Source organism: Klebsiella planticola, from assembly GCF_000783935.2.
GTDB lineage: Bacteria > Pseudomonadota > Gammaproteobacteria > Enterobacterales > Enterobacteriaceae > Klebsiella > Klebsiella planticola.
Genome location: NZ_CP026047.1, coordinates 2,680,357 through 2,705,877 on the forward strand (window position 1 = coordinate 2,680,357; position 25,521 = coordinate 2,705,877).

Below are 25,521 nucleotides of genomic sequence, written 5' to 3' on the forward strand. Positions count from 1 at the left end.
TTGCGAGAAAGCGGATTTGTCGTCGTGAATCATAATGAGTTTCGCTATCCGGGTCGTCATTCCCTTTTTATTTTTACTCCCCCGGCCACCTACGCCCCCCCATTAATTGTTAATGGATGATTGAACCGGAGAAAACAAAAATATCTAATTGCGATGCTTTACAGATAAACATCTTTTCTTACCTTTCATAAATTATTAAGCATATTAGGGACTATCGAATGCTCAGATATACCTGTAATGCCCTATTCCTTGGCTCGTTGATTTTACTTAGCGGCTGCGATAATAGTTCTTCATCTTCTTCCTCTGGTTCACCTGATAACCCTGGCAATCCTGATAACCAGGATGTCGTTGTTCGTTTACCCGATGTGGCGGTTCCTGGCGAAGCCGTGATGGCGACGGCGAATCAGGCCGTCATCCATCTGGTCGATATTGCCGGGATCACCGGTACCAGCCCGGCGGATTACAGCAGTAAGAACCTGTATCTCTGGAATAATGAAACCTGCGATGCATTAAGCGCGCCGGTAGCCGACTGGAATGACGTCAGCACTACGCCGGCCGGTAGCGATAAATACGGCCCGTACTGGGTCATTCCGCTGAATAAAGAGAGCGGTTGTATCAACGTCATCGTCAGAGATGGCACCAACAAGTTGATCGACAGCGACCTGCGCGTGTCGTTTGGCGACTTCACGGATCGCACGGTATCGGTGATCGCGGGTAACAGCGCGATCTATGACTCTCGTGCTGATGCCTTCCGTGCCGCGTTCGGCGTGGCGCTTGCCGAAGCTCACTGGGTTGATAAAACGACGCTGCTGTGGCCGGCTGGCGAAGACCAGCCAATCGTACGGTTGTACTACAGCCACAGCAGCAAAGTGGCGGCCGATAGCGAAGGAAAATTTACCGACCGTTACCTGAAGCTGACGCCAACCACCATCAGCCAGCAGGTCAGCATGCGTTTCCCGCAGCTTTCAGGCTATGCGGCGTTTAAACTGCCGGATGACGCCAAAACGGATGAGTTGCTGCAGGGGGAAACGGTAGCCATTGCCGCCGCCGAGGACGGGATCCTGATTTCCGCCACCCAGGTGCAGACGGCGGGCGTACTGGATGACACCTATGCGCCGGCGGCGGAAGCGCTGAACTACGGTGCGCAGGTGAGCGACGGCGGGGTCAATTTCCGTCTGTGGGCGCCCACCGCGCAGCAGGTCGATCTGGTGCTCTACAGCGCGGATAAAAAAGTGCTGGCCAGCCATCCGATGACCCGTGACAGCACATCGGGTTCCTGGACGTGGCAGGGCGGTAGCGACCTGAAAGGGGCATTCTATCGCTATGCGCTGACGGTTTACCATCCGCAGTCGCGCCAGGTTGAACAGTATGAAGTGACCGACCCCTACTCCCATAGCTTATCCACTAACTCGGAATACAGTCAGGTCGTTGACCTCAACGACAGCGATCTTAAGCCAGAAGGCTGGGATAGTCTGACGATGCCGCATGCCCAGAAAACCAAAGCCGATCTGGCGAAAATGACGATTCATGAATCGCACATTCGCGATCTCTCCGCCTGGGATCAAACCGTGCCGGCTGAACTGCGCGGTAAATACCTTGCGCTGACCGCCGGCGACAGCAATATGGTGCAGCATCTGAAGAAGCTCTCCGCTTCAGGCGTCACGCACGTTGAGCTGCTGCCGGTCTTCGATCTGGCGACGGTCAACGAGTTCAGCGATAAAGTTGCCGATATCCAGCAGTCGTTCAGCCACCTGTGCGAAGTTAACAGCGCGGTGAAGAGCAGCGAGTTTGCCGGGTATTGCACCAGCGGCTCCACCGTTGAAGAGGTGCTCAATCAGCTGAAGCAGAGCGATAGTCAGGACAATCCGCAGGTTCAGGCGCTGAACACCCTGGTGGCGCAGACCGACTCCTATAACTGGGGTTACGATCCGTTCCACTATACGGTGCCGGAAGGTTCGTACGCGACCAATCCGGAAGGCACGACGCGCATCAAAGAGTTTCGCACCATGATTCAGGCAATCAAGCAGGATCTGGGCATGAACGTCATTATGGATGTCGTGTACAACCATACCAATGCCGCGGGGCCGACTGACCGTACGTCGGTGCTGGATAAGATAGTCCCCTGGTACTATCAGCGTCTGAATGAAAGCACCGGCAGCGTTGAGTCGGCCACCTGTTGTTCGGATTCGGCGCCTGAGCATCGTATGTTTGCGAAGCTGATTGCCGATTCGCTGGCGGTGTGGACCACGGATTATAAAATCGATGGTTTCCGCTTCGATCTGATGGGCTATCACCCGAAAGCGCAAATTCTCTCGGCGTGGGATCGCATTAAGGCCCTGAACCCGGATATCTACTTCTTCGGCGAAGGCTGGGACTCTAACCAGAGCGATCGCTTTGAAATCGCCTCGCAGATCAACCTGAAAGGCACCGGCATCGGTACGTTCTCCGATCGTCTGCGTGACGCCGTGCGCGGCGGCGGCCCGTTCGATTCCGGCGATGCGCTGCGTGAAAACCAGGGGGTTGGCAGCGGCGCGGGCGTGTTGCCAAACGAGCTGACCACCCTGAACGACGACCAGGTTCATCACCTGGCCGATCTGACTCGTCTGGGGATGGCCGGTAACCTTGCCGACTTTATCCTGATCGATAAAGACGGTGCGGTGAAGAAAGGCAGCGAAATTGACTATAACGGCGCGCCTGGCGGCTATGCCGCTGACCCGACGGAAGTCGTCAACTATGTTTCGAAGCACGACAACCAGACGCTGTGGGACATGATTACCTACAAGGCCGCGCAGCAGGCTGACCTGAATACGCGCGTGCGGATGCAGGCAGTATCGCTGGCGACGGTGATGCTGGGGCAGGGGATTGCTTTCGACCAGCAGGGTTCTGAACTGCTGCGCTCGAAATCCTTTACCCGCGACTCCTACGATTCCGGCGACTGGTTTAACCGCGTGGATTATGCCATGCAGGACAATAACTTTAATGTCGGCATGCCGCGCATCAGCGATGACGGCAGCAACTATGACGTGATTTCTCGCGTTAAAGAGATGGTTGCCACGCCTGGCGAAGCGGAGCTGAAGCAGATGACCGCGTTCTACCGGGAGCTGACCGGGCTGCGTAAATCCTCCCCGCTGTTCACCTTAGGTGACGGCAGTGCGGTGATGAAGCGCGTGGATTTCCGTAATACCGGGCCGGATCAGCAGGCTGGTCTGCTGATCATGACTATCGATGATGGCGTGCAGGCAGGGGCGAGTCTCGATAGCCGGGTTGATGGACTGGTGGTAGCGATCAACGCCGCATCCGAGAGCCGGACCCTCAATGACTTCACCGGCGACAATCTGCAGCTGAGCACAATCCAGCAGGCAGCCGGTGACGGATCGTTGGCGAGCGGCGTGGAGATTGCGGCCAATGGCGCGATTACCCTGCCAGCCTGGTCCGTGGCGGTACTGGAAAAACCTCAGGGCGATGCCCAGGGGACAGGGCTGCCGGTGAGCAGTAAGTAACGCCGGGGCTTGTGCCGCTCTCTGCGAAGGGAGCCTGATAGCCCGGCAGACGTTGCCGGGCTATTGTTTTATGGGGAAAGGAGAGAGCGTGATCGTTTCTGATGACAAAGCGTGCCGTTTGCCCGCGTCCATTGCGCATGAGGGCGAATCGCCGGTGGTGATCGGACGCATGGTGCAGGTGCCGTATCCGATAGTGCCAGTCTATGCCGCACTGCTGATTGCCCTCGGCTGGTTTGCTGGCGAGCAGTGGCGCAATCCCCCTGTCACGTCAACGTTGGTTGTGCCGGTGGCGCATGCGGCACTGGTGCCAATGGCTTCCTCAGTGCAAAAAGAGGCGAAGCCGGTAGCCGCTGCGGAACCTGAGAAAGTGAAAGCGAAGCCCGAGGCTATCGTTGATGAAGATAATCTGCCCGCGCTGCGCTATAGCGCGCATGTTTACGCGTCGTCGGCGGAGAAACGCAGCATCGTTTTAAATGGTCAGTCCTGGAAAGAGGGGGAGTCGCCGCTGCCGAATCTGGTGATTGAGCAAATTCAGCAGGATGTCACGCTGTTCAGTTTTAACGGTAAGACATTTACCCTTGCCGCTCTCGACGACTGGCCGGGAGGCATTATTGAAGATAGCCCTCAAGGGGAATAAAGCGGTATGAAATAAAAAACAGTAGGGCTATTTCGTCATTTTATTGACTGCGTAAGCTATCAATAAATGGCGCCAGCTGGCGATTAAACTGGCTGCATTTTGTGGTTTCCGGCGTACTGTCCTGCTGCAGTTGCTGATACATTTGCGTGCTGCGCTGGCTGAGCGTGGCGTAATCAATATTACCCCATCCTCTCTTTTTACCGACATTCCATGCCGCGCGGTCGATAGCATCATCGGAAGGAAGATCGCTACGGCTGCATTTGTTTTTCAGATAACGCGCGCCGGCGGCGACGGAAGAGAGCTGTTCCAGCTGCGCTTCGTTGCTGATAGTGGGGCTGAGCGTAGACGAACGGTTCTGCTGGCAACCCGCGAGAACGGCAATCATGAGCAGCGGAAATATAATGGAAGTTCGCATAATATATTAAACAGATCGGGTTAACTGAAGGACAGTTTAACAAATATTTCCATGCTGTCATCAGGAAATATTATTATAGATATTTGTTAAGGCGCTCCCGTTTTTATCGTCAAATGGCTTAATGTTTCTCTTTACTTCTTACCAGAATATTTGTTGTCACACTCACAATATAATATTCAACCAGCGCTGAGGTTTTTGTTTTTTATCGCTGCAGAGGTCCTCAGGCAGACCGCTGCGACGATGAACGGCGAAGGATATTTTTTATGTTATTAAAAAACATAATATTTTCGCTTTTGTTACGTCGTGAGGGAGTAAAATGCTGGTTAAGCCTGTCCCGGTTTAGTGCTATCCTGTGTCACCTGGACTATTTGTGCTATGTCCCAAAATTCTCGTCAGGCGATGTGTGTAACATGATGATTTATATTATGAATTCTCCAGGAGTACATAAACATACATCATGACCGCGCCCTGTGACGCGAAGCGCTGTGATACCGAGGTAGTGGCCTGCGGGTTGAGACCTCCGGGCGTGAATTTGAGAGATATCTTCTTCCTCTTTCAAGAGGAAGTATTGAGAATCAGGCTTTTACGCCTGAAAGTTGCGGAGAAAAAGCATGGCGGGAGATGACCGCGAGCCTATCGGACGTAAGGGAAAGCCCTCGCGTCCGGCAAAACAAAAAGTGACTCGTCGTCGGGTCCGGGATGAGGACTACGACGATGATTACGACGATGATGATTATGAGGATGAAGAGCCGATGCCGAAGAAAGCAAAAGGCAAAGGTAACAAGCCTCGGCGTAAACGTACCTGGCTATGGCTACTGTTCAAGCTAGGGATCGTGGTCGCGGTGCTGGTTGCCGCTTACGGTGTCTACCTCGATCAGAAAATCCGTAGCCGTATCGACGGCAAAGTTTGGGAGCTTCCGGCGGCGGTCTATGGCCGCATGGTGAACCTCGAACCGGATATGCAGATCAGCAAAAATGAAATGGTTCGTCTGCTGAATGCCACGCAGTACCGCCAGGTCAGCGCAATGACGCGCCCGGGCGAGTACACCGTGCAGGCCAACAGCATTGAGATGATCCGTCGTCCGTTTGATTTCCCTGATAGTAAAGAAGGGCAGGTGCGCGCGCGTCTGACCTTTGACGGCGATCATCTGGAAACGATTGAGAATATGGAGAACAACCGCCAGTTCGGCTTCTTCCGTCTCGATCCGCGGCTGATCACCATGCTGCAGTCGGCAAATGGCGAACAGCGTCTGTTTGTGAAGCGCAGCGGCTTCCCGGATCTGCTGGTGGATACGCTGCTGGCGACCGAAGACCGTCACTTCTATGAACACGACGGGATTAGCCTGTACTCGATTGGTCGTGCGGTGCTGGCGAACCTGACGGCCGGGCGCACGGTGCAGGGGGCCAGTACTCTGACCCAGCAACTGGTGAAAAACCTGTTCCTTTCCAGCGAGCGTTCTTACTGGCGTAAAGCGAACGAAGCCTATATGGCGCTGATCGTTGATGCGCGTTACAGCAAGGATCGTATCCTTGAACTGTATATGAACGAGGTATACCTCGGTCAGAGCGGAGACAACGAAATTCGCGGCTTCCCGCTGGCGAGCCTCTATTACTTTGGCCGCCCGGTGGAAGAACTCAGCCTCGATCAGCAGGCGCTGCTGGTCGGGATGGTGAAAGGCGCATCGATTTACAACCCGTGGCGTAATCCGAAGCTGGCGCTGGAACGACGCAACCTGGTACTGCGTCTGCTGCAGCAGCAGAACGTGATCGATCAGGAGCTGTATGACATGCTGAGCGCGCGTCCGCTGGGCGTGCAGCCGCGCGGCGGCGTGATCTCTCCACAGCCGGCATTTATGCAGATGGTTCGTCAGGAGCTGCAGGCGAAACTGGGCGATAAGGTGAAAGATCTCTCCGGCGTGAAGATCTTTACTACCTTTGACTCCGTTGCGCAGGATGCGGCAGAGAAAGCGGCGACCGACGGCATTCCGGCCCTGAAGAAACAGCGTAAGCTACCGGATCTGGAAACCGCGATGGTGGTGGTTGACCGCTTTACGGGTGAAGTGCGGGCGATGGTCGGCGGTGCGGAGCCGCAGTTTGCCGGTTACAACCGCGCGATGCAGGCCCGCCGTTCAATCGGTTCTCTGGCCAAGCCGGCGACCTATCTGACGGCGCTGAGCTTGCCGAACCAGTATCGCCTGAACACGTCGATTGCCGATGCCCCGATCACCATCCGTCTGCCAAACGGTCAGACCTGGTCTCCGCAGAACGACGATCGTCGCTTTAGCGGTCAGGTGATGCTGGTGGATGCGTTGACGCGCTCGATGAACGTGCCGACCGTTAACCTCGGGATGGCGCTGGGCCTGCCGGCGATAACCGACACCTGGGTCAAACTGGGGGCGCCGAAAGATCAGCTGCACCCGGTACCGGCGATGATTCTCGGGGCGCTGAACCTGACGCCGATCGAAGTCGCGCAGGCGTTCCAGACCATCGCCAGCGGCGGTAACCGCGCGACGCTTTCGGCGCTGCGTTCGGTCATCGCCGAAGATGGTACCGTGCTGTATCAGAGCTATCCGCAGGCAGAGCGTGCGGTGCCGGCGCAGGCGGCGTACATGACGCTGTGGACCATGCAGCAGGTTGTGCAGCGTGGTACCGGTCGTCAGCTTGGCGCGAAGTATCCGGGCCTGCATCTGGCAGGGAAAACCGGGACCACCAACAATAACGTCGACACCTGGTTTGCCGGTATTGACGGCGGTCAGGTGACCATTACCTGGGTGGGTCGCGATAACAACCAGCCGACGAAACTCTACGGTGCCAGCGGCGCCATGTCTATTTACCAGCGCTATCTGGCTAACCAGACGCCGACGCCGCTGGTGTTGACGGCACCGGAAGACGTGGTGGATATGGGCGTGGACAGCAATGGCAACTTCGTATGTAGCGGGGGGATGCGTTCGCTTCCGGTCTGGACAACCACGCCGGATGCGCTGTGTCGCCAGGGCGAGCAGATGCAACAGCAGCAGCTGGAGCAGCAACAGCAGAACAATCCGTTCAATCAGTCCGGGCAGCAGCAACCGGCGCAGCAGCAACAGCAGCAGCAACAGCCCGCGAAGCAGGAAAAGAGCGATGGCGTAGCAGGCTGGATTAAGGATATGTTCGGCGGTAACTGATCGTCGTCACCAGGCCCCCTGATACAGATGTATCAGGGGGCTTTTTTATTTCTGCACATTACTTAACAGTCACTTAACCCCACAATAACTGCCTGGTTATTATTTCGTCCTTCAGTCTCCAGCGCGGGGCATACCACTTGCCTTGTATTCTGCGTTTCGCCTATTATGCAACGGTCATAATAATAATTCTCGTTTACGTTATCATTCACTTTCATCAGAGATATACCCATGGCGCGTCCAAAAACTGCTCAGCCAAATCACTCGCTGCGTAAAATCGCAGTCGTAGTAGCCACGGCGGTTAGCGGCATGTCTGTCTATGCGCAGGCAGCAGTTGAACCGAAAAAAGAAGAAACCATCACCGTTATCGCGGCACCGGCCACCCAAGAGAGTGCCTGGGGCCCGGCGCCCACGATCGCTGCGAAACATTCGGCAACGGCGACCAAAACCGATACTCCGATTGAAAAAACACCGCAGTCTGTCTCCGTCGTCACCCGCGCCGAGATGGACATGAAGCAGCCGACGACGGTAAAAGAGGCGCTGTCCTATACGCCGAGCGTCTTCTCCACCCGCGGCAGCTCTACCACCTATGACGTGGTGACCATTCGCGGCTTCACGACCTCCACAACGGTCAATACCAACCAGTATCTGGACGGCATGAAGCTGCAGGGGAATAACTATTCAGAAGTGTCGATGGACCCTTACTTCCTTGAGCGCGTGGAAGTGATGCGTGGACCAGCATCGGTGCTGTACGGCAACAGCAACCCTGGCGGTATCGTCAGCATGGTGAGCAAGCGTCCGACGACCGAACCGCTGAAAGAAATTCAGTTCAAAATGGGTACCGATAATCTGTGGCAGACCGGTTTTGACTTCAGTGATGCCATCGATGATAACGGCGTGTGGTCATATCGACTGACCGGTTTAGGCCGCAGTCAGGATGCGCAGCAGCAGATGGCGAAATCAACTCGCTACGCGGTCGCGCCCTCCTTCAGCTGGCGTCCGGATGATAAAACCGACTTCACTTTCCTCAGCAACTTCCAGAACGATCCGTATGCCGGTTACTACGGTTGGCTGCCTCGCGAAGGGACCGTGGTGCCGTATTACGACGCCAACGGCAACGCCCATAAGCTGCCGACTGATTACAACGAAGGCGAGCCGGATAACAAGATGTCCCGCCGTCAGCAGATGGTCGGCTACAGCTTCTCGCATCAGTTTGATGACACCTTCACCGTGCGCCAGAACCTGCGCTATGCCGACGTGAAGACGCTGTATCGCTCCGTTTACGGTAACGGCTATTCGGCTCCGGGCCAAATCAACCGCGCCTATGTGCGTTCTGATGAACATCTCAATACGTTCACCGTTGATACGCAGCTGCAGTCTGACTTTGCCACCGGCGCGGTCAACCATACGTTGCTGACCGGCGTTGATTATTCGCGCATGCGTAACGATGTGAATGCTGAATACGGTTCTGCCGATTCAATCAGCATGAGCAACCCGCAATACGGTGATGCGAACGTCAACGTGAACTTCCCCTACGCGGTGCTGAACCGCATGGAGCAGACCGGCCTGTATGCTCAGGACCAGATGGAGTGGGACAAATGGGTGATGACGCTGGGCGGCCGCTATGATTACGCCATGGCTTCAACCCTGACGCGCTCTTCTAACGATCTCGCGGAAAACCACGATCAGCAGTTTACCTGGCGTGGCGGTATTAACTATCTGTTCGATAACGGAATTTCTCCGTACTTCAGCTATAGCCAGTCCTTCGAACCGGTTTCCGGCTCTTCCCGCGAAGGCAAGCCGTTCGATCCTTCCCGCGGCGAGCAGTATGAAGCGGGCGTGAAATACGTCCCGAAAGATATGCCGGTGGTGGTGACCGCGGCAGTCTATCAGCTGACCAAAGACAAAAACCTGACCGCGGATCCCAACGATCCGTACGGAATTTATAGCGTTCAAACAGGTGAAATTCGCTCGCGCGGTTTTGAGCTGGAAGCAAAAGCGGCGGTCAATGCCAATATCAACCTGACGGCGGCCTATAGCTATACCGATGCGGAGTACACCGAAGACACCGTATTCAAAGGCAAACGTCCGGCGGAAGTTCCGCGCAACATGGCGTCGCTGTGGGCGGATTATACCTTCCACGAGAGCGCGCTGAGCGGTCTGACGGTTGGGGCCGGGGCGCGTTATATCGGCTCGACGGTGAGCTACTACAAAAATGATACGGACACCGGGAAGAAAAACGACTCCTTCAACGTGGCTGGCTATGCCTTGATGGATGCCACGGTGAAATACGATCTGGCGCGTTTTGGTCTGCCAGGATCGTCTGTGGGGATCAACGTGAACAACCTGTTCGATCGTGAGTACGTATCCAGCTGCTACAGCGAATACGCGTGCTACTGGGGCGCAGGACGTCAGGTTATTGCGACCGGAACCTTCCGCTTCTAATCACTTACCGGGCGCGGTTCGCCGCGCCGTTCATCAGGCCGCCGCTATGCAGGAAAACTCTCCGCACTCTGATACCACGTTTTCGTTGAATCGCGTTACCTTCCGCGTACCTGGCCGTACGCTGCTGCATCCTCTCTCCTTAACTTTCCCGGCGGGACAAGTGACGGGGCTGATTGGCCATAATGGCTCCGGCAAATCCACACTGCTGAAAATGCTCGGCCGTCATCAGCCGCCGTCGGAAGGCGATGTGCTGCTGGACGGGCAGCCGCTGGACAGCTGGAGCAGCAAAGCCTTTGCCCGTAAAGTGGCCTACCTGCCGCAGCAGTTACCGCCGGCGGAAGGGATGACGGTGCGTGAGCTGGTGGCAATCGGCCGCTATCCGTGGCACGGCGCGCTGGGGCGTTTTGGCGCCGCCGACCGCGAGAAAGTGGAAGAGGCGATTGCGCTGGTCGGTCTTAAGCCGCTGGCGCACCGGCTGGTTGACAGCCTGTCCGGCGGTGAACGGCAGCGGGCGTGGATTGCCATGCTGGTGGCGCAGGACAGCCGCTGTTTATTGCTGGATGAACCCACCTCGGCGCTGGATATCGCCCATCAGGTTGATGTCCTGGCACTGGTGCATCGTTTGAGTCAACAGCGCGGGTTAACGGTGATCGCCGTCCTGCACGATATCAACATGGCTGCCCGTTACTGTGATTATCTGGTCGCGTTACGCGGTGGTGAGATGATTGCTCAGGGAACGCCCGCGCAGCTGATGCGCAGCGAAACGCTGGAGCAAATTTACGGTATTCCGATGGGTATTCTGCCGCATCCGGCGGGTAGCGCGCCGGTAAGCTTTGTCTATTGATGGAAAAGACGCCTTTAATAACCCGTCGCCGTCTGCTGGCGGCGATGGCCCTGTCACCCCTGCTGTGGCAGATGCGCGGCGCCCAGGGCGCAACCCTCGATCCGCAGCGTATTGTGGCGCTGGAGTGGCTGCCGGCAGAACTCCTGCTGGCGCTTGGCGTGACGCCCTACGGCGTGGCCGATATCCCGAACTATAACCTGTGGGTTAATGAACCGGCGCTGCCCTCCTCGGTGATTGATGTCGGGCTGCGTACGGAGCCGAATCTCGAGCTGCTGACGCAGATGAAACCGTCGTTTATCGTCTGGTCGGCCGGATACGGGCCGTCGCCAGAGAAACTGGCGCGTATTGCCCCGGGGCGGGGATTCACCTTCAGCGACGGTAAACGACCGCTGCTGATGGCGCAGCAGTCACTCAACGAGATGGCCGAGCTGATTGGCCGCCAGCAGGCGGCGAAGCGCCATCTGGCGGAATTTGATGCGCTGATGGAGAACCTGCGCCCGCGTTTCGCCCGTCGAGGCGATCGTCCGCTGCTGATGATCACTTTGCTCGATCCCCGCCATGTCCTGGTTTTCGGCAATAATTGCCTGTTCCAGGAGGTGCTCGATCGCCTGGGGATTAAAAATGCCTGGCGCGGTGAAACCGCCTTCTGGGGCAGCGTCAGCGTCGGTATCGATCGGCTGGCCGCCTACAAAGAGACCGATGTTATCTGCTTTGATCATGGTAATCATGCCGAAATGAGCCAACTGATGAGTACGCCGCTCTGGCAGGCGATGCCGTTTGTCCGCGAAGGGCGCTTCCAGCGCGTGCCGGCGGTCTGGTTCTACGGCGCGACGCTGTCGGCGATGCATTTTGCCCGCGTACTGGCGGATGCTCAGGGAGGTGAGGCATGAGATCGCGACTGTCTCCTCTGGCGGCTCTGCTGCTGACGGTGCTGGCGATTGCCGCGTTTGCGCTCAGCTTCTTCAATCTCCAGGCGGCGCTGCCGCAGCACGAGTGGCGTCAGGCGCTGTGGCAGCCGGATATCGACAATATCGCGCAGATGTTGTTCCACTACAGCCTGCTGCCGAGACTGGCGGTGTCGCTGCTGGTTGGCGCGGGGCTCGGACTGGTGGGCGTGCTGTTCCAGCAGGTGCTGCGCAACCCGCTGGCGGAACCGACCACCCTCGGGGTCGCGACCGGCGCTCAGCTGGGGATGACGGTGACGACACTGTGGGCGATTCCCGGCGTTCTGGCTTCGCAGTTCGCCGCGCTGGCGGGGGCCTGTCTTGTCGGGGCGCTGGTTTTCGGCGTCTCGTGGGGAAAACGGCTGTCGCCGGTAACCCTGATTCTGGCCGGTCTGGTGGTCAGTCTGTACTGCGGAGCGCTGAACCAGCTGATGGTCATTTTCCATCACGATCAGCTGCAAAGTATGTTCCTGTGGAGCACCGGTACGCTGACGCAAACCGACTGGAGCGTGGTGCAACGGCTGTGGCCGCAGCTGCTCGGTGGCCTCATTTTAACGCTGCTGCTGCTGCGCCCCCTCACGCTGATGGGGCTGGATGATGGCGTGGCGCGTAATCTCGGACTGGCGCTCTCTCTGGCGCGCCTGGCCACGCTGACGCTGGCTATCGTGATCAGCGCGATGCTGGTGAATGCGGTGGGGATTATCGGTTTTATCGGCCTGTTTTCGCCGCTGCTGGCGAAAATGCTCGGCGCGCGTCGTCTGCTGTCGCGTCTGCTGCTGGCGGCGGTGATTGGCGCGCTCATTCTCTGGCTGTCTGACCAAATTATTCTGTGGCTGACCCGGGTGTGGCGGGAAGTGTCCACCGGTTCCGTAACGGCGCTGATCGGCGCGCCGCTGCTGCTGTGGCTGCTGCCGCGCTTGCGCAGCATCAGTGCGCCGGTGATGAATGCCGGCGATAAAGTGCTGGTGGAACGGCAAAACGTACGGGGATTTGCGTTTGGCGGCTTGCTGATTCTGCTGCTGGCGCTCCTCGTGGCGCTGGCCTTTGGGCGAGATGCCCAGAGCTGGCACTGGGCGAGCGGCACGCTGCTGGATCAACTGATGCCGTGGCGCTGGCCGCGGGTGCTCGCCGCGCTGTTCGCCGGGGTGATGCTGGCGGTCGCGGGTTGTATTATCCAGCGTCTGACCGGTAACCCGATGGCCAGCCCGGAAGTGCTGGGCATCAGCTCCGGCGCGGCTTTTGGTATTGTCCTGATGCTGTTTTTCGTTCCCGGCAACGCTTTCGGCTGGCTGCTGCCTGCCGGTAGCCTGGGGGCGGCGGCGACGCTGCTGGTGATCCTGGTTGCTGCCGGGCGCGGCGGTTTCTCACCGCACCGGATGCTGCTGGCGGGGATGGCGCTCAGCACCGCCTTCACTATGCTGTTGATGATGCTGCAGGCCAGCGGCGATCCGCGAATGGCGCAGATTCTGACGTGGATTTCCGGCTCGACCTACAGCGCCACGCCGGAGATGGTGGTGCGCAGCGGGATTGCGATGGTGCTGTTGCTGATTCTGGTGCCGCTGTGTCGGCGCTGGCTGATGATTCTGCCGCTGGGGGGGGAAGCCGCTCGCGCGGTAGGCATGGCGCTGACGCCGTCGCGGGTTGCTCTGCTGCTGCTGGCCGCCGGCCTGACGGCAGCCGCCACGCTGACTATTGGCCCGCTGAGTTTTGTTGGCCTGATGGCGCCGCATATTGCGCGCATGATGGGATTCCGCCGGACGATGCCGCAGATGGTGATGGCCGGGCTGATTGGTGGGTTGCTGCTGGTCTTTGCCGACTGGTGCGGGCGAATGATGATGTTTCCGTATCAGATCCCCGCAGGTCTGCTGTCGACCTTTATCGGCGCGCCGTACTTTATTTATCTGCTGAGGAAACAGAGCCGATAATTTTCCCCGCTGGCGTTTCGCTTAGCGGGGCGACACAAACACAGGCCGGGCAAGCTTGCGCCGCCCGGCATTGCATTACAGCTTCGCAAACGCCTTACGGGCGGCGGCGATGGTATCGTTGATATCATCAGGGGTGTGGGCTATCGACATAAAGCCGGCCTCAAACGCCGATGGCGCCAGATAGACGCCTTCTTCCAGCATCAGATGGAAGAAACGCTTAAAGCGTTCAACGTCGCACTTCAGCACATCCTGATAGCAGGTGACCGTCTCGGCATCGGTAAAGAAGAGGCCGAACATGCCGCCCACATTATTCACCACCAGCGGAATGCCCGCTTCGCGTGCGGCATCCAGCAGCCCTTGAGAGAGCTGATTGGTTAAATCCGTTAGCGTTTCGTGGACGCCCGGCTGCGCGACTTCGGTCAGGCAGGCAAAACCGGCCGCCATGGCTATCGGGTTACCAGACAAGGTTCCGGCCTGATACACCGGGCCGGTCGGGGCGAGGGCATCCATCACCTCGCGACGACCGCCAAATGCGCCGACCGGCATGCCGCCCCCGATGATTTTGCCCAGACAGGTCAGATCCGGGACTACGTCGTAGTATGACTGCGCGCCCGCCAGCGCCACCCGGAAGCCGGTCATCACTTCATCGATAATCAGCAGCGCGCCAAATTCGTCGCACAGCGCCCGCAGGCCCGGCAGGAACTCCGGCAGCGGTGGGATGCAGTTCATGTTGCCGGCTACCGGCTCGACGATGATGCAGGCAATCTCTTGCGGATACTGCTCAAACGCGGCGCGAACGGAAGTCAGATCGTTATAGGTACAGGTCAGGGTATGTTTAGCAAAATCAGCCGGTACGCCCGGTGAGTTCGGCTGGCCCAGCGTCAGCGCGCCGGAGCCCGCTTTCACCAGCAGACAGTCGGCATGGCCGTGATAGCACCCTTCAAATTTGATGATTTTGTCACGGCCGGTAAAGCCACGGGCCAGGCGAATGGCGCTCATGGTTGCTTCGGTACCGGAGTTCACCATCCGCACCATATCCATCGTGGGGACCAGTTCGGTCACCAGCTCCGCCATTTTGACTTCCATTTCCGTCGGCGCGCCAAAGCTCAGGCCGCGTTCCGCGGCTTCAATCACCGCGTTGCGAATGGCCGGATGGTTATGGCCCAGCACCATAGGTCCCCAGGAGCCGACATAATCGATATACGCTTTACCGTCGACATCGTACAGTCTGGCGCCGTCGGCGCGTTCGATAAACAGCGGTGTACCGCCCACGCCGCTAAAGGCACGGACCGGCGAGTTCACGCCGCCGGGGATGAGTTCACGTGCGGCGCTATAGAGTGTTTCAGATTTGCTCATTGCCATGATCCTGGTTCGTGATAAATGTTTTGCTGGTTATTCTAAGTTATTCCAGGATAGTTATGAAAGTTTTGCCCAATTGAAACAAAGCGCAGCCGGTGCATTTTTCCCGCGACGTAGGACGTTCAGAAGGCTAAAATGTCCCCTTCGTATTTGTATGACTATTGACGATAAGAGTATGAAAACAGAAGCCTCTACTTTTGAAGCAAAACAAATCGTGCGCTTGCGTCGTGGCGATGTGGTACGTCGATTAGTTCAACGTGACAAAACGCCGCTGGCGGTGCTGCTGATGGCCGCCGTGGTCGGCACGCTGGCAGGGTTGGTGGGGGTCGCCTTTGAAAAGAGCGTCAACTGGGTGCAGAACATGCGCATCGGTTCGCTGGTGCAGGTGGCGGATCACGGGTTCCTGATTTGGCCGCTGGCCTTTATTTTATCTGCGTTGCTGGCGATGGTGGGCTATTTTCTGGTGCGCCGTTTCGCGCCGGAGGCGGGGGGATCCGGCATACCGGAGATCGAAGGGGCGCTGGAAGAGCTGCGTCCGGTTCGCTGGTGGCGAGTGCTGCCGGTGAAATTTATCGGCGGGATGGGGACGCTGGGCGCCGGCATGGTGCTCGGTCGCGAAGGGCCAACGGTACAGCTGGGCGGCAACGTCGGACGAATGGTGCTGGATATCTTCCGCATGCGCAGCCCCGAAGCGCGCCACACGTTGCTGGCCACCGGGGCTGCGGCGGGGCTCTCTGCGGCATTTAACGCGCCGCTGGCGGGGATTTTATTCATTATCGAAGAGATGCGCCCGCAGTTTCGCTACAACCTGATTTCGATTAAAGCCGTCTTTACCGGCGTGATCATGTCGAGCATTGTGTTCCGTATCTTTAATGGCGAATCGGCGATTATTGAGGTCGGCAAGCTGAGCGATGCGCCGGTGAATACGCTGTGGCTGTACCTGATCCTGGGGATGATTTTTGGCTGCGTTGGCCCGCTGTTTAATAGCCTGGTGCTGCGCACCCAGGATATGTTCCAGCGTATTCATGGCGGCAATACGAAGAAGTGGGTGCTGATTGGCGGGTTAATCGGCGGGATGTGCGGCGTTCTCGGGCTGATTCAACCGGCGGCGGCGGGAGGCGGCTTTAACCTGATTCCGATTGCTGCGGCGGGCAACTTTTCCGTGGGACTGCTGCTGTTTATCTTTATTGCCCGCGTGATAACCACATTACTCTGTTTCTCCTCCGGGGCGCCCGGCGGCATTTTTGCGCCGATGCTGGCGCTGGGAACCTTGCTGGGAACCGCCTTCGGGATGGCTGTCACGCCGATGTTGCCGGCCTATCATCTGGATGCCGGGACCTTTGCGATTGCCGGAATGGGGGCCCTGCTGGCGGCGTCAATCCGCGCTCCGCTGACCGGGATTGTGCTGGTGCTGGAGATGACCGATAACTATCAGCTCATTTTGCCAATGATTATTACCTGTCTTGGCGCAACACTACTGGCGCAATTCCTTGGCGGTAAGCCTTTGTATTCCACGATCCTGGAGCGCACGCTGGCGAAGCAGGCCGCAGAACAGGCGGCAAAAGCGCAGCAGGTTGCCGGGGAGAATACTTGAACGATTTACCAGGGTATTAGATAATGGCTCATAAGGTCGGGTTATTCTTTAACCGGTCAGAAGTATCAATGGGAGCATAAAATGAGTGATGACGTAGCGTTGCCGCTGGAGTTTACTGAAGCTGCAGCCAAAAAAGTAAAATTCCTGATTGCAGATGAAGACAATCCAAACCTGAAACTGCGTGTGTATATCACCGGTGGTGGTTGCAGTGGTTTTCAGTACGGCTTCACCTTTGACGATCAGGTTAACGAAGGCGATATGACCATCGAAAAACAGGGCGTAGGCCTGGTGGTCGATCCGATGAGCCTGCAGTATCTGGTCGGCGGTGCCGTCGACTACACTGAAGGCCTGGAAGGCTCGCGTTTTATCGTGACCAACCCGAATGCGAAAAGCACCTGCGGCTGCGGGTCTTCATTCAGCGTCTGATTCCCGCACTGGATTCTCGCCCCGGTAGCTCTTCTCCGCCGGGGCAATTTCCCCGTTTAGCGCCCGTTATCGTCGAGAGCAAAAGTCGGCAGCTTCAGATGCCAACGGATAGCCGCAAGGCGAATCATCAGCGTGACGACCATCCCCATCATCGCCGAATTCTGCAGCGAAACATGAAAAGTGTCATAGGCCGTGGCGTGCACGATACCGCCGACAATACAGGCCGTGGCATAGATTTCCGTGCGCAAAATCATCGGAATTTCGCGCGCCAGTACGTCGCGAATGATCCCGCCGCCGACGCCGGTGACGACACCCATACAGATAGCGACCAGCGGGCCGCTGTGGGCCAGAAACGCTTTATTCACCCCGATGCCGACAAATACCGCCAGACCAACGGCATCAAGCACCGGCAATATCCATTTCGGCAGCCGGCGTGGCTGGCGCACCAGCAGAATGGTCATCATGCTGGTGACCATCGCCACCACCAGGTCGGTGGGGTCTTTTACCCAGAACACCGGGCCGTTGGCGAGCGCCATATCGCGAATGGTCCCACCGCCCACGGCGGTGACAACGCCGAGCACCAGCACGCCAAAGGGGTCCATCCGGAGTTTACCGGCCAGCAATACGCCCGAGATAGCAAATACGGCGGTGCCAATAATATCCAGCCAATAGACAAGCATCGTCAGTTCTCGTTAAGCGCCCGGTTCCTCAGGCTATTTTTACTCACCAAATTGCATCCGCACAGCCTCCGCCAACCGGACGTATGTCGGTTACACTGGCTTTCTCTGTAGCGGATGTCGTTATTGCCCTGCGCAAGCGGTGCTATTTGACCTGCCCGAGCGCCTCGCAGAGCTGTTTTGCGGCGAGGATAATACGCGGGCTTGCGCGTTCAAACCAGTCGCCATCTACTGCAATCAGGGAAATTTTTAACTGCTGATGCCAGTAGCGTTCAACTGCAGGGAGTCTGCTGACATCGCCAGGGATAACAATCGCCTGAGGCTGCCTCGCCAGGACCTGTTCACGACTCACCTGGGGCCAGGGAACCGGGCTGGAGGCAAAAATGTTGTCGCCGCCGCACAACGTCAGTACCTGGTCCTGAATCGATCCCCGACTGCTGGTAAAAAGAGGATTGGCGCCAAACTGCAGAAAGACGCGTTTTTTCGGCGTATGTGCGTAGCGGGCTTTGAGGGCATCATAGTCGTCCTGCATTCGCTGCGCGGATGCGCGAGCCTTTTCCGGCTGCGGACTCCACTGCGCCAGCTGTCGCAGCGTCGAAATGATCTCTTCAATCGTCGCGGTATTGACCCAGAGTACCTTGATCCCCAGCGCGCTCAGTTGATTAACCTGCCGTTCGGCATTGCCACCGCGCCATGCCAGAATCAGATCCGGCTTCAGCGCGACGATGCGTTCCAGGTTCATCCCTTGCCAGCTGGCGACCTGTTCGATACCGGCCGCTTCCGGTGGATAATCGGAATGGCTGCTGACGCCAACCGGCGTAATGCCGGCGGCAAAGGCCAGTTCGGTATTGGATGGTGACAGCGTGATAACCCGTGGCGCGGCGAAGAGCCACGCCGGGGTGAGCAGCAGCAGGGCGGCAAGCGCCCGTTTTAGCAACTTAGCCACGCGCCAGCGTCTGCACCAGCTTTTCCACCATCAGCGTGGACTGTTTGGCAGCAACGGCGAGGAACTCATCAAAGCTCAGATGAGACTGCTGATCCGCAACGTCGGAAATCGCGCGTACGACCACGAACGGCACGCCGAAGTTATGGCAAACATGGGCAATCGCCGTTGCTTCCATTTCAACCGCTACGGCCTGCGGGAAGTTGTGGCGGATTTTCGCCAGCCCGACCGAACCGTTGATGAAGGCGTCACCGCTGACGATCAGGCCGCGCACCGCGTGCAGATTCAGCGCTTCGATACAGCTTTGCGCAGCGGCAATCAGCTTATCGTCGGCTTTGAAGCCTGCCGGGCAGCCTGGCAGCTGGCCATACTCATAACCAAAGGCGGTGACATCGGCATCGTGGTAGCGTGTCTCGTCGGAGATGACGATGTCGCCGACTTTCAGCGTCGACGCCAGTCCACCTGCGGAGCCGGTGTTGATAATCACGTCCGGCTTGCAAATCTCCAGCAGCAGGGTTGCGCCCATCGCGGCCGCCACCTTGCCAATACCCGATTTCAGCAGAACGACCTCGGTGCCGTTCAGCTGGCCGGTATAAATTTCGCTTCCGCCAAGGGTCAACGTCTTACGGTTTTCGATTTTGTCGCGCAGAAGGGTAACTTCTTCTTCCATAGCGCCAATAATGCCGATTTTCATAGATTTACTCGCGATGTGTCAGGTTTAGTTGCATAGTCTATCATGCACTCAAAGGGAAACGTTATTGCTCGCGCGGGAGAGGCCATGGCAAAGATTGATTTTCGCAACAAGATTAACTGGCGTCGGCGCTACCGCTCGCCGCAGGGGGTCGAAACGGAACGTGAGATCCTGCGTATTTTTGAAAGCGACCGCGGGCGAATTATCAACTCGCCGGCAATCCGCCGTTTACAGCAAAAAACCCAGGTCTTCCCGCTGGAACGTAATGCCGCGGTGCGTACGCGTTTAACCCACTCCCTTGAAGTTCAGCAGGTGGGGCGCTATATCGCCAAAGAGATCCTCAGCCGCCTGAAAGAGCAGCGTCTGCTGGAAGCCTACGGGCTGGATGAGCTCAGCGGGCCGTTTGAGAGCGTGGTGGAGATGGCCTGTCTGATGCATGACATCGGCAATCCGCCGTTCGGCCATTTTGGCGAGGCGGCGATTAATGACTGGTTCCGTCAGCGGCTCGCGCCTGACGATGCGGCCGGTGCGCCGTTAGCGCAGGATAGCTGTACGGTGGCGGCGCTCCGTTTGCAGGAGGGCGCTGACGAACTGAATGGGCTGCGGAGCAAAGTTCGTCAGGATCTGTGCTGGTTTGAAGGCAACGCGCAGGGTATTCGCTTAGTGCATACCCTGATGCGGATGAACCTGACCTGGGCGCAGGTTGGCTGCATTCTAAAATATACGCGCCCGGCGTGGTGGCGGGGAGAACTTCCCTCCAGCCACAGTTATTTGATGAAGAAGCCTGGTTATTATTTAGCCGAAGAGGGCTATATTGCGAGGTTGCGTAAAGAACTGGATCTGGCTCCTTACAATCGTTTTCCTTTGACCTGGATTATGGAGGCGGCGGACGATATCTCATATTGTGTGGCCGATCTTGAGGATGCGGTAGAAAAACGTATTTTCAGCGTAGAGCAACTTTATCAGCTGCTTCACGAGGCGTGGGGGCAGCATGAAAAAGGATCTTTATTTTCGCAGGTGGTAGAAAATGCCTGGGACAAATCGCGCGCGAATTCTCTGAGTCGAAGTACGGAAGATCAGTTCTTTATGTATTTACGAGTCAATACGCTGAATAAACTGGTGCCCTATGCAGCACGCCGGTTTATCGATAATTTGCCGAAGATCTTTGCCGGTGATTTTAATCATGCGCTGCTTGAGGACGATAGCGACTGCAGTCAGCTGCTGGAGCTATATAAAAATGTCGCGATAAAACATGTGTTTAGTCATCCTGACGTGGAACAGCTGGAATTGCAGGGCTATCGGGTGATTAGCGGTCTTCTGGATATCTATGAGCCGCTGTTAAAATTATCGCTGGAGGAGTTCAGCTTATTAGTGGAGAAAGAGCGGGTGAGGAGCTTACCTATCGCCTCACGCTTGTTCCAGAAACTTTCGACGCGTCATCGGCTGGCCTATGTTGAAGCGGTAAATAAGATTTCGCGCGATGATGAAGAATTTCCTGTGATGGAATATTATTATCGCTGCCGTCTGATACAGGACTATATCAGTGGGATGACGGATTTGTATGCATGGGATGAATATCGGCGCTTGATGGCGGTGGAATAAGTACAGGTTTTGTAAAGACGGACAATAAATTTTTACTTTTTCCAGATGCTTAATTCCGGAACTTAGCGCGATAAAATGACTCTGATAGTCACATACATAGCAATTTGCGTTATCTAAAATCGAGATATGAGACATATGAAAAAAACCACGTTAGCAATGAGTGCACTGGCTCTGAGTTTAGGTCTGGCGTTATCCCCGCTCTCTGCGAGCGCGGCAGAAACGTCCTCTTCGGCCTCAAGTACACAGCAAATGCCAAGCCTGGCTCCAATGCTGGAAAAAGTGATGCCGTCGGTTGTCAGCATTAATGTTGAGGGTAGCACGACGGTCAACACGCCGCGGATGCCGCGTAACTTCCAGCAGTTCTTTGGTGATAATTCGCCGTTCTGCCAGGATGGTTCGCCGTTCCAGAGTTCTCCGTTCTGTCAGGGCGGTGGACAGGGCGGCGGGGCGCCGGGTGATGGCGGCCAGCAGCAGAAATTTATGGCGCTGGGCTCCGGGGTCATTATCGATGCGGCTAAAGGCTATGTCGTGACCAATAACCACGTTGTGGATAATGCGACCACGATTAAAGTACAGCTGAGCGACGGACGTAAGTTTGATGCCAAAGTTGTTGGCAAAGATCCGCGTTCCGACATTGCGCTAATCCAGATTCAGGATCCGAAAAACCTGACGGCGATTAAGCTGGCAGATTCCGATGCGCTGCGCGTCGGCGACTACACCGTGGCGATCGGTAACCCGTTTGGTCTGGGTGAAACCGTCACTTCGGGTATTGTCTCCGCGCTTGGCCGTAGCGGCCTGAACGTAGAAAACTACGAAAACTTTATCCAGACCGATGCGGCGATCAACCGCGGTAACTCCGGCGGTGCGCTGGTTAACCTGAACGGCGAACTGATCGGGATTAATACCGCGATCCTGGCGCCGGACGGCGGCAATATCGGTATCGGTTTTGCCATCCCGAGCAACATGGTCAAAAACCTGACCGAGCAGATGGTCAAGTATGGCCAGGTGAAACGCGGCGAGCTGGGTATTATGGGGACCGAGCTGAACTCTGAACTGGCGAAAGCCATGAAGGTCGATGCGCAGCGCGGTGCCTTCGTCAGCCAGGTGATGCCGGGTTCTGCGGCGGCGAAAGCAGGGATCAAAGCCGGTGACGTGATTACCTCGCTGAACGGTAAGCCTATCAGCAGCTTCGCCGCGCTGCGTGCGCAGGTGGGTACGATGCCTATCGGTAGCAAAGTCCAGCTGGGACTGGTACGCGACGGCAAAGCGGTCAATGCGACCGTCGAACTGCAGCAGAGCAACCAGACTCAGGTTGACTCCAGCACCATCTTCAATGGTATTGAAGGTGCGGAAATGAGCAACAAAGGTCAGGACAAAGGTGTGGTGGTCAATAATGTGAAAGCGGGGACTCCGGCGGCACAAATTGGCCTCAAGAAAGGCGACATCATCGTCGGCGCTAACCAGCAGCCGGTGAAAAATATCGCCGATCTGCGCAAAATCTTTGATGCCAAACCTTCGGTGCTGGCGTTGAATATCCAGCGTGGCGATAGCACTATCTATCTGCTGATGCAGTAATCGCTAACGGCTAAACCCGCCCCTTCTCCTCGCCGAGGGAAGGGGCTTTTTTTTTGCCCCGCTTTCCTTTCTGTGACTCCACCCGCAACTCCATACTTCTGTGCTTTGCTTTATGCATATGCACAATGCGACGTTCGGTTAACTCTTTTATGCTGACCCCCTGTTGACGGGAGGGTTACATGGCTGGCTGGCATCTTGATACCAACATGGCGCAGGATATCGTGGCGCGTACGATGCGCATCATTGATACCAATATCAATGTAATGGACGCCCGTGGGCGCATTATCGGTAGCGGCGATCGCGAGCGAATTGGGGAATTGCACGAAGGGGCGCTGCTGGTGCTTTCTCAGGGGCGGGTCGTGGATATTGACGATGCGGTTGCTCGTCATCTACACGGCGTGCGTCAGGGGATTAACCTGCCTTTGCGTCTGGAGGGGGAGATCGTCGGTGTGATTGGCCTCACCGGCGAACCCGAAACGCTGCGCAAATATGGCGAGCTGGTGTGCATGACCGCCGAGATGATGCTGGAGCAGTCGCGGTTGATGCATCTTCTGGCCCAGGATAGCCGCCTGCGTGAAGAGCTGGTGATGAACCTGATTCAGGCAGAAGAGAATACGCCCGCGTTAACCGAATGGGCGCAACGGCTGGGTATCGATCTGAACCAGCCCCGCGTGGTTGCTATGATTGAAGTGGATAGCGGCCAGCTTGGCGTGGACAGCGCTATGGCCGAGCTACAGCAGCTGCAGACCGCCCTGACCACGCCGGATCGCAATAATCTGGTGGCGATTGTCTCTCTGACCGAGATGGTGGTCCTCAAGCCCGCGCTGAATGCGTTTGGCCGCTGGGACGCGGAGGATCACTGCAAACGAATCGATCAGCTGATCGCCCGAATGAAAGAAAACGGCCAGCTGCGCTTTCGTGTGGCGCTGGGTAACTTTTTTACCGGCCCCGGCAGCATCGCCCGTTCGTACCGCACCGCGCGCACCACGATGATGGTCGGTAAGCAGCGGATGCCCGAGAGCCGCAGCTTTTTTTATCAGGATTTGATGCTGCCGGTGCTGCTCGATAGCCTGCGCGGCGGCTGGCAGGCCAATGAGCTCGCCCGTCCGCTGGTCCGGCTGAAGGCGATGGATAATAACGGTCTGCTGCGACGTACTCTACAAGCCTGGTTTCGCCATAACGTGCAGCCGCTGGCGACGTCAAAGGCGCTGTTTATTCATCGTAATACGCTGGAGTATCGCCTGAATCGTATCGCAGAACTGACGGGGCTGGACCTGGGGAATTTTGACGATCGTCTGCTGCTTTATATTGCGCTGCAGCTGGATGAACAGCGCTAGAAGAGAGCCCGGATAGCGACACAATGCCTTATCCGGGTTGTTGTTGGTCTCTCCCCGGAAAGCATCGCCGGCCAGGGAGCGAAAACCCACTTATTTATTGCGCGTCAGTTTTTCCAGATCGGCTTCAATTTCACTGATCTTATGAGTGACGACGCTTTCCAGATGACGCAGATCGTCAAGGATCTTACGTTTGAGGTCGACTTCGGTACGATCGCGCTGGCAGATCTGATCCAGCTCATCGATAACGTAGCGCAGATTCGGGCTAATTTCCTGAACCTCTTTATACCCCTGGCCTACGCCATCTGCGACAACGGTCTTACGCTGACGCGGGTATTTAAACTTGACGCTTTTGGCGAAGAACTCGCCTTTGTCTTTCTGAAAATAGATTTTCAGAATGTCGTTGTTGGCTTCCTGCCGCAGGCTATAGCGATCGATCTCATCAGGATTGGTAATGCCAAGACTTTTCAGATTATCGTACATAACGGTACCTTTGATATCATCATAACCTTTGAATAATTAACGAAAAGATCCATCTCCGCCAGCTTCAAATATAAAAAAAGCGGGATATCTCCCGCTTTTTATTCTGCTTAGTCGATGGTACGCAGCAGTTCGTTAATGCCGACCTTGCCGCGAGTTTTCGCATCCACTTTCTTCACGATAACGGCGCAGTACAGGCTGTACTTGCCATCTTTTGACGGCAGGTTGCCGGAAACCACCACTGAGCCCGCCGGAACGCGGCCGTAATGGACTTCGCCGGTTTCGCGATCGTAAATTTTGGTGCTCTGACCCAGGTACACGCCCATGGAGATCACGGAACCTTCTTCAACGATCACGCCTTCAACCACTTCAGAGCGTGCGCCGATGAAGCAGTTGTCTTCGATGATGGTTGGGTTAGCCTGCAGCGGCTCCAGGACGCCACCGATGCCGACGCCGCCGGACAGGTGCACGTTTTTACCGATCTGCGCGCAGGAACCCACGGTGGCCCAGGTATCTACCATGGAGCCTTCATCAACGTAGGCGCCAATGTTGACGTAGGACGGCATCAGCACGGTGTTGCGGGCAATAAATGCGCCCTGACGAACCGCCGCCGGCGGAACCACGCGGAAGCCTTCTTTCTGGAAACGCGCTTCATCATAGTCAGCGAATTTCATCGGCACTTTATCGAAGTAGCGGCTTTCCGCACCGTCGATAACCTGGTTATCGTTAATACGGAAAGAGAGCAGAACCGCCTTCTTCAGCCATTGATGGGTGACCCACTGGCCATCGATCTTTTCAGCGACACGCAGCGCGCCGGAATCAAGCAGAGAAATCACCTGGTTAACCGCTTCGCGGGTTACGGTATCCACATTTGCCGGCGTGATGTCGGCGCGACGCTCAAAAGCGGACTCAATAACATTCTGTAATTGCTGCATTGTTTTACTCTTTCTCTTTACACATTAAAAGTTC

19 protein-coding genes are annotated in these 25,521 nt (G+C 56.7%); 12 read left to right on the forward strand and 7 right to left on the reverse strand.

Features of this window, described 5'->3' with window-relative positions:
• The first annotated feature begins 218 nt into the window (after positions 1–218).
• Together pulA and gspB are read left to right on the forward strand one after the other, a co-directional pair.
• Positions 219–3,500, forward strand: coding sequence for a pullulanase-type alpha-1,6-glucosidase (gene pulA / locus MC50_RS12995; protein WP_032689428.1), 3,282 nt, complete (start codon positions 219–221; stop codon positions 3,498–3,500).
• Between the two features lie 88 nt (positions 3,501–3,588).
• The gene (gene gspB, locus MC50_RS13000; protein ID WP_047664074.1) at positions 3,589–4,137 is read left to right on the forward strand and encodes a type II secretion system assembly factor GspB; all 549 of its coding nucleotides are present in this window, start codon (positions 3,589–3,591) and stop codon (positions 4,135–4,137) included.
• Positions 4,138–4,177: 40 nt separating this feature from the next.
• Here gspB and gspS read toward each other — a convergent pair whose 3' ends face one another.
• A complete protein-coding gene (gene gspS / locus MC50_RS13005) occupies positions 4,178–4,552 on the reverse strand; it encodes a type II secretion system pilot lipoprotein GspS (RefSeq protein WP_032697290.1) in 375 nt (124 codons plus the stop codon).
• 611 nt (positions 4,553–5,163) lie between these two features.
• On the opposite strand from gspS, the gene mrcB reads away from it, so the two are divergent.
• The 5 genes from mrcB (at position 5,164) to fhuB (ending at position 13,871) form a co-directional block, all read left to right on the forward strand.
• Positions 5,164–7,716 (forward strand): bifunctional glycosyl transferase/transpeptidase, encoded by a 2,553-nt coding sequence (gene mrcB, locus MC50_RS13015; protein WP_032689425.1) that lies wholly within the window; start codon positions 5,164–5,166, stop codon positions 7,714–7,716.
• Positions 7,717–7,944: 228 nt separating this feature from the next.
• On the forward strand, positions 7,945–10,158 hold the full coding sequence (gene fhuA, locus MC50_RS13020; RefSeq protein ID WP_047664075.1) for a ferrichrome porin FhuA: 2,214 nt from the start codon (positions 7,945–7,947) through the stop codon (positions 10,156–10,158).
• Between the two features lie 46 nt (positions 10,159–10,204).
• A complete protein-coding gene (gene fhuC, locus MC50_RS13025; protein WP_032689423.1) occupies positions 10,205–11,002 on the forward strand; it encodes a Fe3+-hydroxamate ABC transporter ATP-binding protein FhuC in 798 nt (265 codons plus the stop codon).
• Positions 11,002–11,892 carry a Fe(3+)-hydroxamate ABC transporter substrate-binding protein FhuD gene (gene fhuD / locus MC50_RS13030; protein WP_047664077.1) on the forward strand — a complete coding sequence of 297 codons (891 nt, stop codon included), beginning with the start codon at positions 11,002–11,004 and terminating at the stop codon, positions 11,890–11,892. The genes fhuC and fhuD overlap by 1 nt, the downstream gene beginning before the upstream one ends.
• On the forward strand, positions 11,889–13,871 hold the full coding sequence (gene fhuB, locus MC50_RS13035) for a Fe(3+)-hydroxamate ABC transporter permease FhuB (protein ID WP_085397082.1): 1,983 nt from the start codon (positions 11,889–11,891) through the stop codon (positions 13,869–13,871). The genes fhuD and fhuB overlap by 4 nt, the downstream gene beginning before the upstream one ends.
• Before the next feature lie 75 nt (positions 13,872–13,946).
• Here the strand turns inward: fhuB and hemL are convergent, their stop codons facing one another.
• Positions 13,947–15,227 (reverse strand): glutamate-1-semialdehyde 2,1-aminomutase, encoded by a 1,281-nt coding sequence (gene hemL, locus MC50_RS13040; protein ID WP_032689420.1) that lies wholly within the window; start codon positions 15,225–15,227, stop codon positions 13,947–13,949.
• A gap of 178 nt (positions 15,228–15,405) precedes the next feature.
• Between hemL and clcA the strand changes: the two genes are divergently transcribed.
• Both clcA and erpA read left to right on the forward strand, forming a co-directional pair.
• A complete protein-coding gene (clcA, locus tag MC50_RS13045) occupies positions 15,406–16,824 on the forward strand; it encodes a H(+)/Cl(-) exchange transporter ClcA (RefSeq protein ID WP_049267597.1) in 1,419 nt (472 codons plus the stop codon).
• An 81-nt stretch (positions 16,825–16,905) separates the two neighbouring features.
• On the forward strand, positions 16,906–17,250 hold the full coding sequence (gene erpA, locus MC50_RS13050) for an iron-sulfur cluster insertion protein ErpA (protein ID WP_004858085.1): 345 nt from the start codon (positions 16,906–16,908) through the stop codon (positions 17,248–17,250).
• A 56-nt stretch (positions 17,251–17,306) separates the two neighbouring features.
• Here the strand turns inward: erpA and MC50_RS13055 are convergent, their stop codons facing one another.
• The 3 genes from MC50_RS13055 to mtnN form a co-directional block, all read right to left on the reverse strand.
• On the reverse strand, positions 17,307–17,930 hold the full coding sequence (locus MC50_RS13055; RefSeq protein ID WP_032689418.1) for a TRIC cation channel family protein: 624 nt from the start codon (positions 17,928–17,930) through the stop codon (positions 17,307–17,309).
• A gap of 142 nt (positions 17,931–18,072) precedes the next feature.
• Complete coding sequence (gene btuF, locus MC50_RS13060; protein ID WP_032697293.1) at positions 18,073–18,873, reverse strand: vitamin B12 ABC transporter substrate-binding protein BtuF; 801 nt, start codon at positions 18,871–18,873, stop codon at positions 18,073–18,075.
• Entirely contained in the window at positions 18,866–19,564 is a 699-nt protein-coding gene (gene mtnN, locus MC50_RS13065; RefSeq protein WP_032689416.1) for a 5'-methylthioadenosine/S-adenosylhomocysteine nucleosidase, read from the reverse strand. The genes btuF and mtnN overlap by 8 nt, the downstream gene beginning before the upstream one ends.
• 84 nt (positions 19,565–19,648) lie before the next feature.
• Here mtnN and dgt point away from each other — a divergent pair, with 84 nt between their 5' ends.
• From dgt to MC50_RS13080, 3 genes are all read left to right on the forward strand, one after another.
• A complete protein-coding gene (dgt, locus tag MC50_RS13070) occupies positions 19,649–21,163 on the forward strand; it encodes a dGTPase (protein ID WP_032689415.1) in 1,515 nt (504 codons plus the stop codon).
• 135 nt (positions 21,164–21,298) lie between these two features.
• The gene (degP, locus tag MC50_RS13075; RefSeq protein ID WP_004858096.1) at positions 21,299–22,738 is read left to right on the forward strand and encodes a serine endoprotease DegP; all 1,440 of its coding nucleotides are present in this window, start codon (positions 21,299–21,301) and stop codon (positions 22,736–22,738) included.
• A gap of 179 nt (positions 22,739–22,917) precedes the next feature.
• Positions 22,918–24,075: a CdaR family transcriptional regulator gene (locus MC50_RS13080; RefSeq protein WP_032689414.1), complete on the forward strand. Its 1,158-nt coding sequence runs from the start codon at positions 22,918–22,920 to the stop codon at positions 24,073–24,075.
• A 90-nt stretch (positions 24,076–24,165) separates the two neighbouring features.
• On the opposite strand, the gene MC50_RS13085 is transcribed toward MC50_RS13080, so the two are convergent.
• Together MC50_RS13085 and dapD are read right to left on the reverse strand one after the other, a co-directional pair.
• Complete coding sequence (locus MC50_RS13085) at positions 24,166–24,555, reverse strand: DUF3461 family protein (RefSeq protein ID WP_004858100.1); 390 nt, start codon at positions 24,553–24,555, stop codon at positions 24,166–24,168.
• A gap of 107 nt (positions 24,556–24,662) precedes the next feature.
• Complete coding sequence (gene dapD / locus MC50_RS13090) at positions 24,663–25,487, reverse strand: 2,3,4,5-tetrahydropyridine-2,6-dicarboxylate N-succinyltransferase (RefSeq protein WP_004858103.1); 825 nt, start codon at positions 25,485–25,487, stop codon at positions 24,663–24,665.
• Positions 25,488–25,521: the final 34 nt, after the last annotated feature.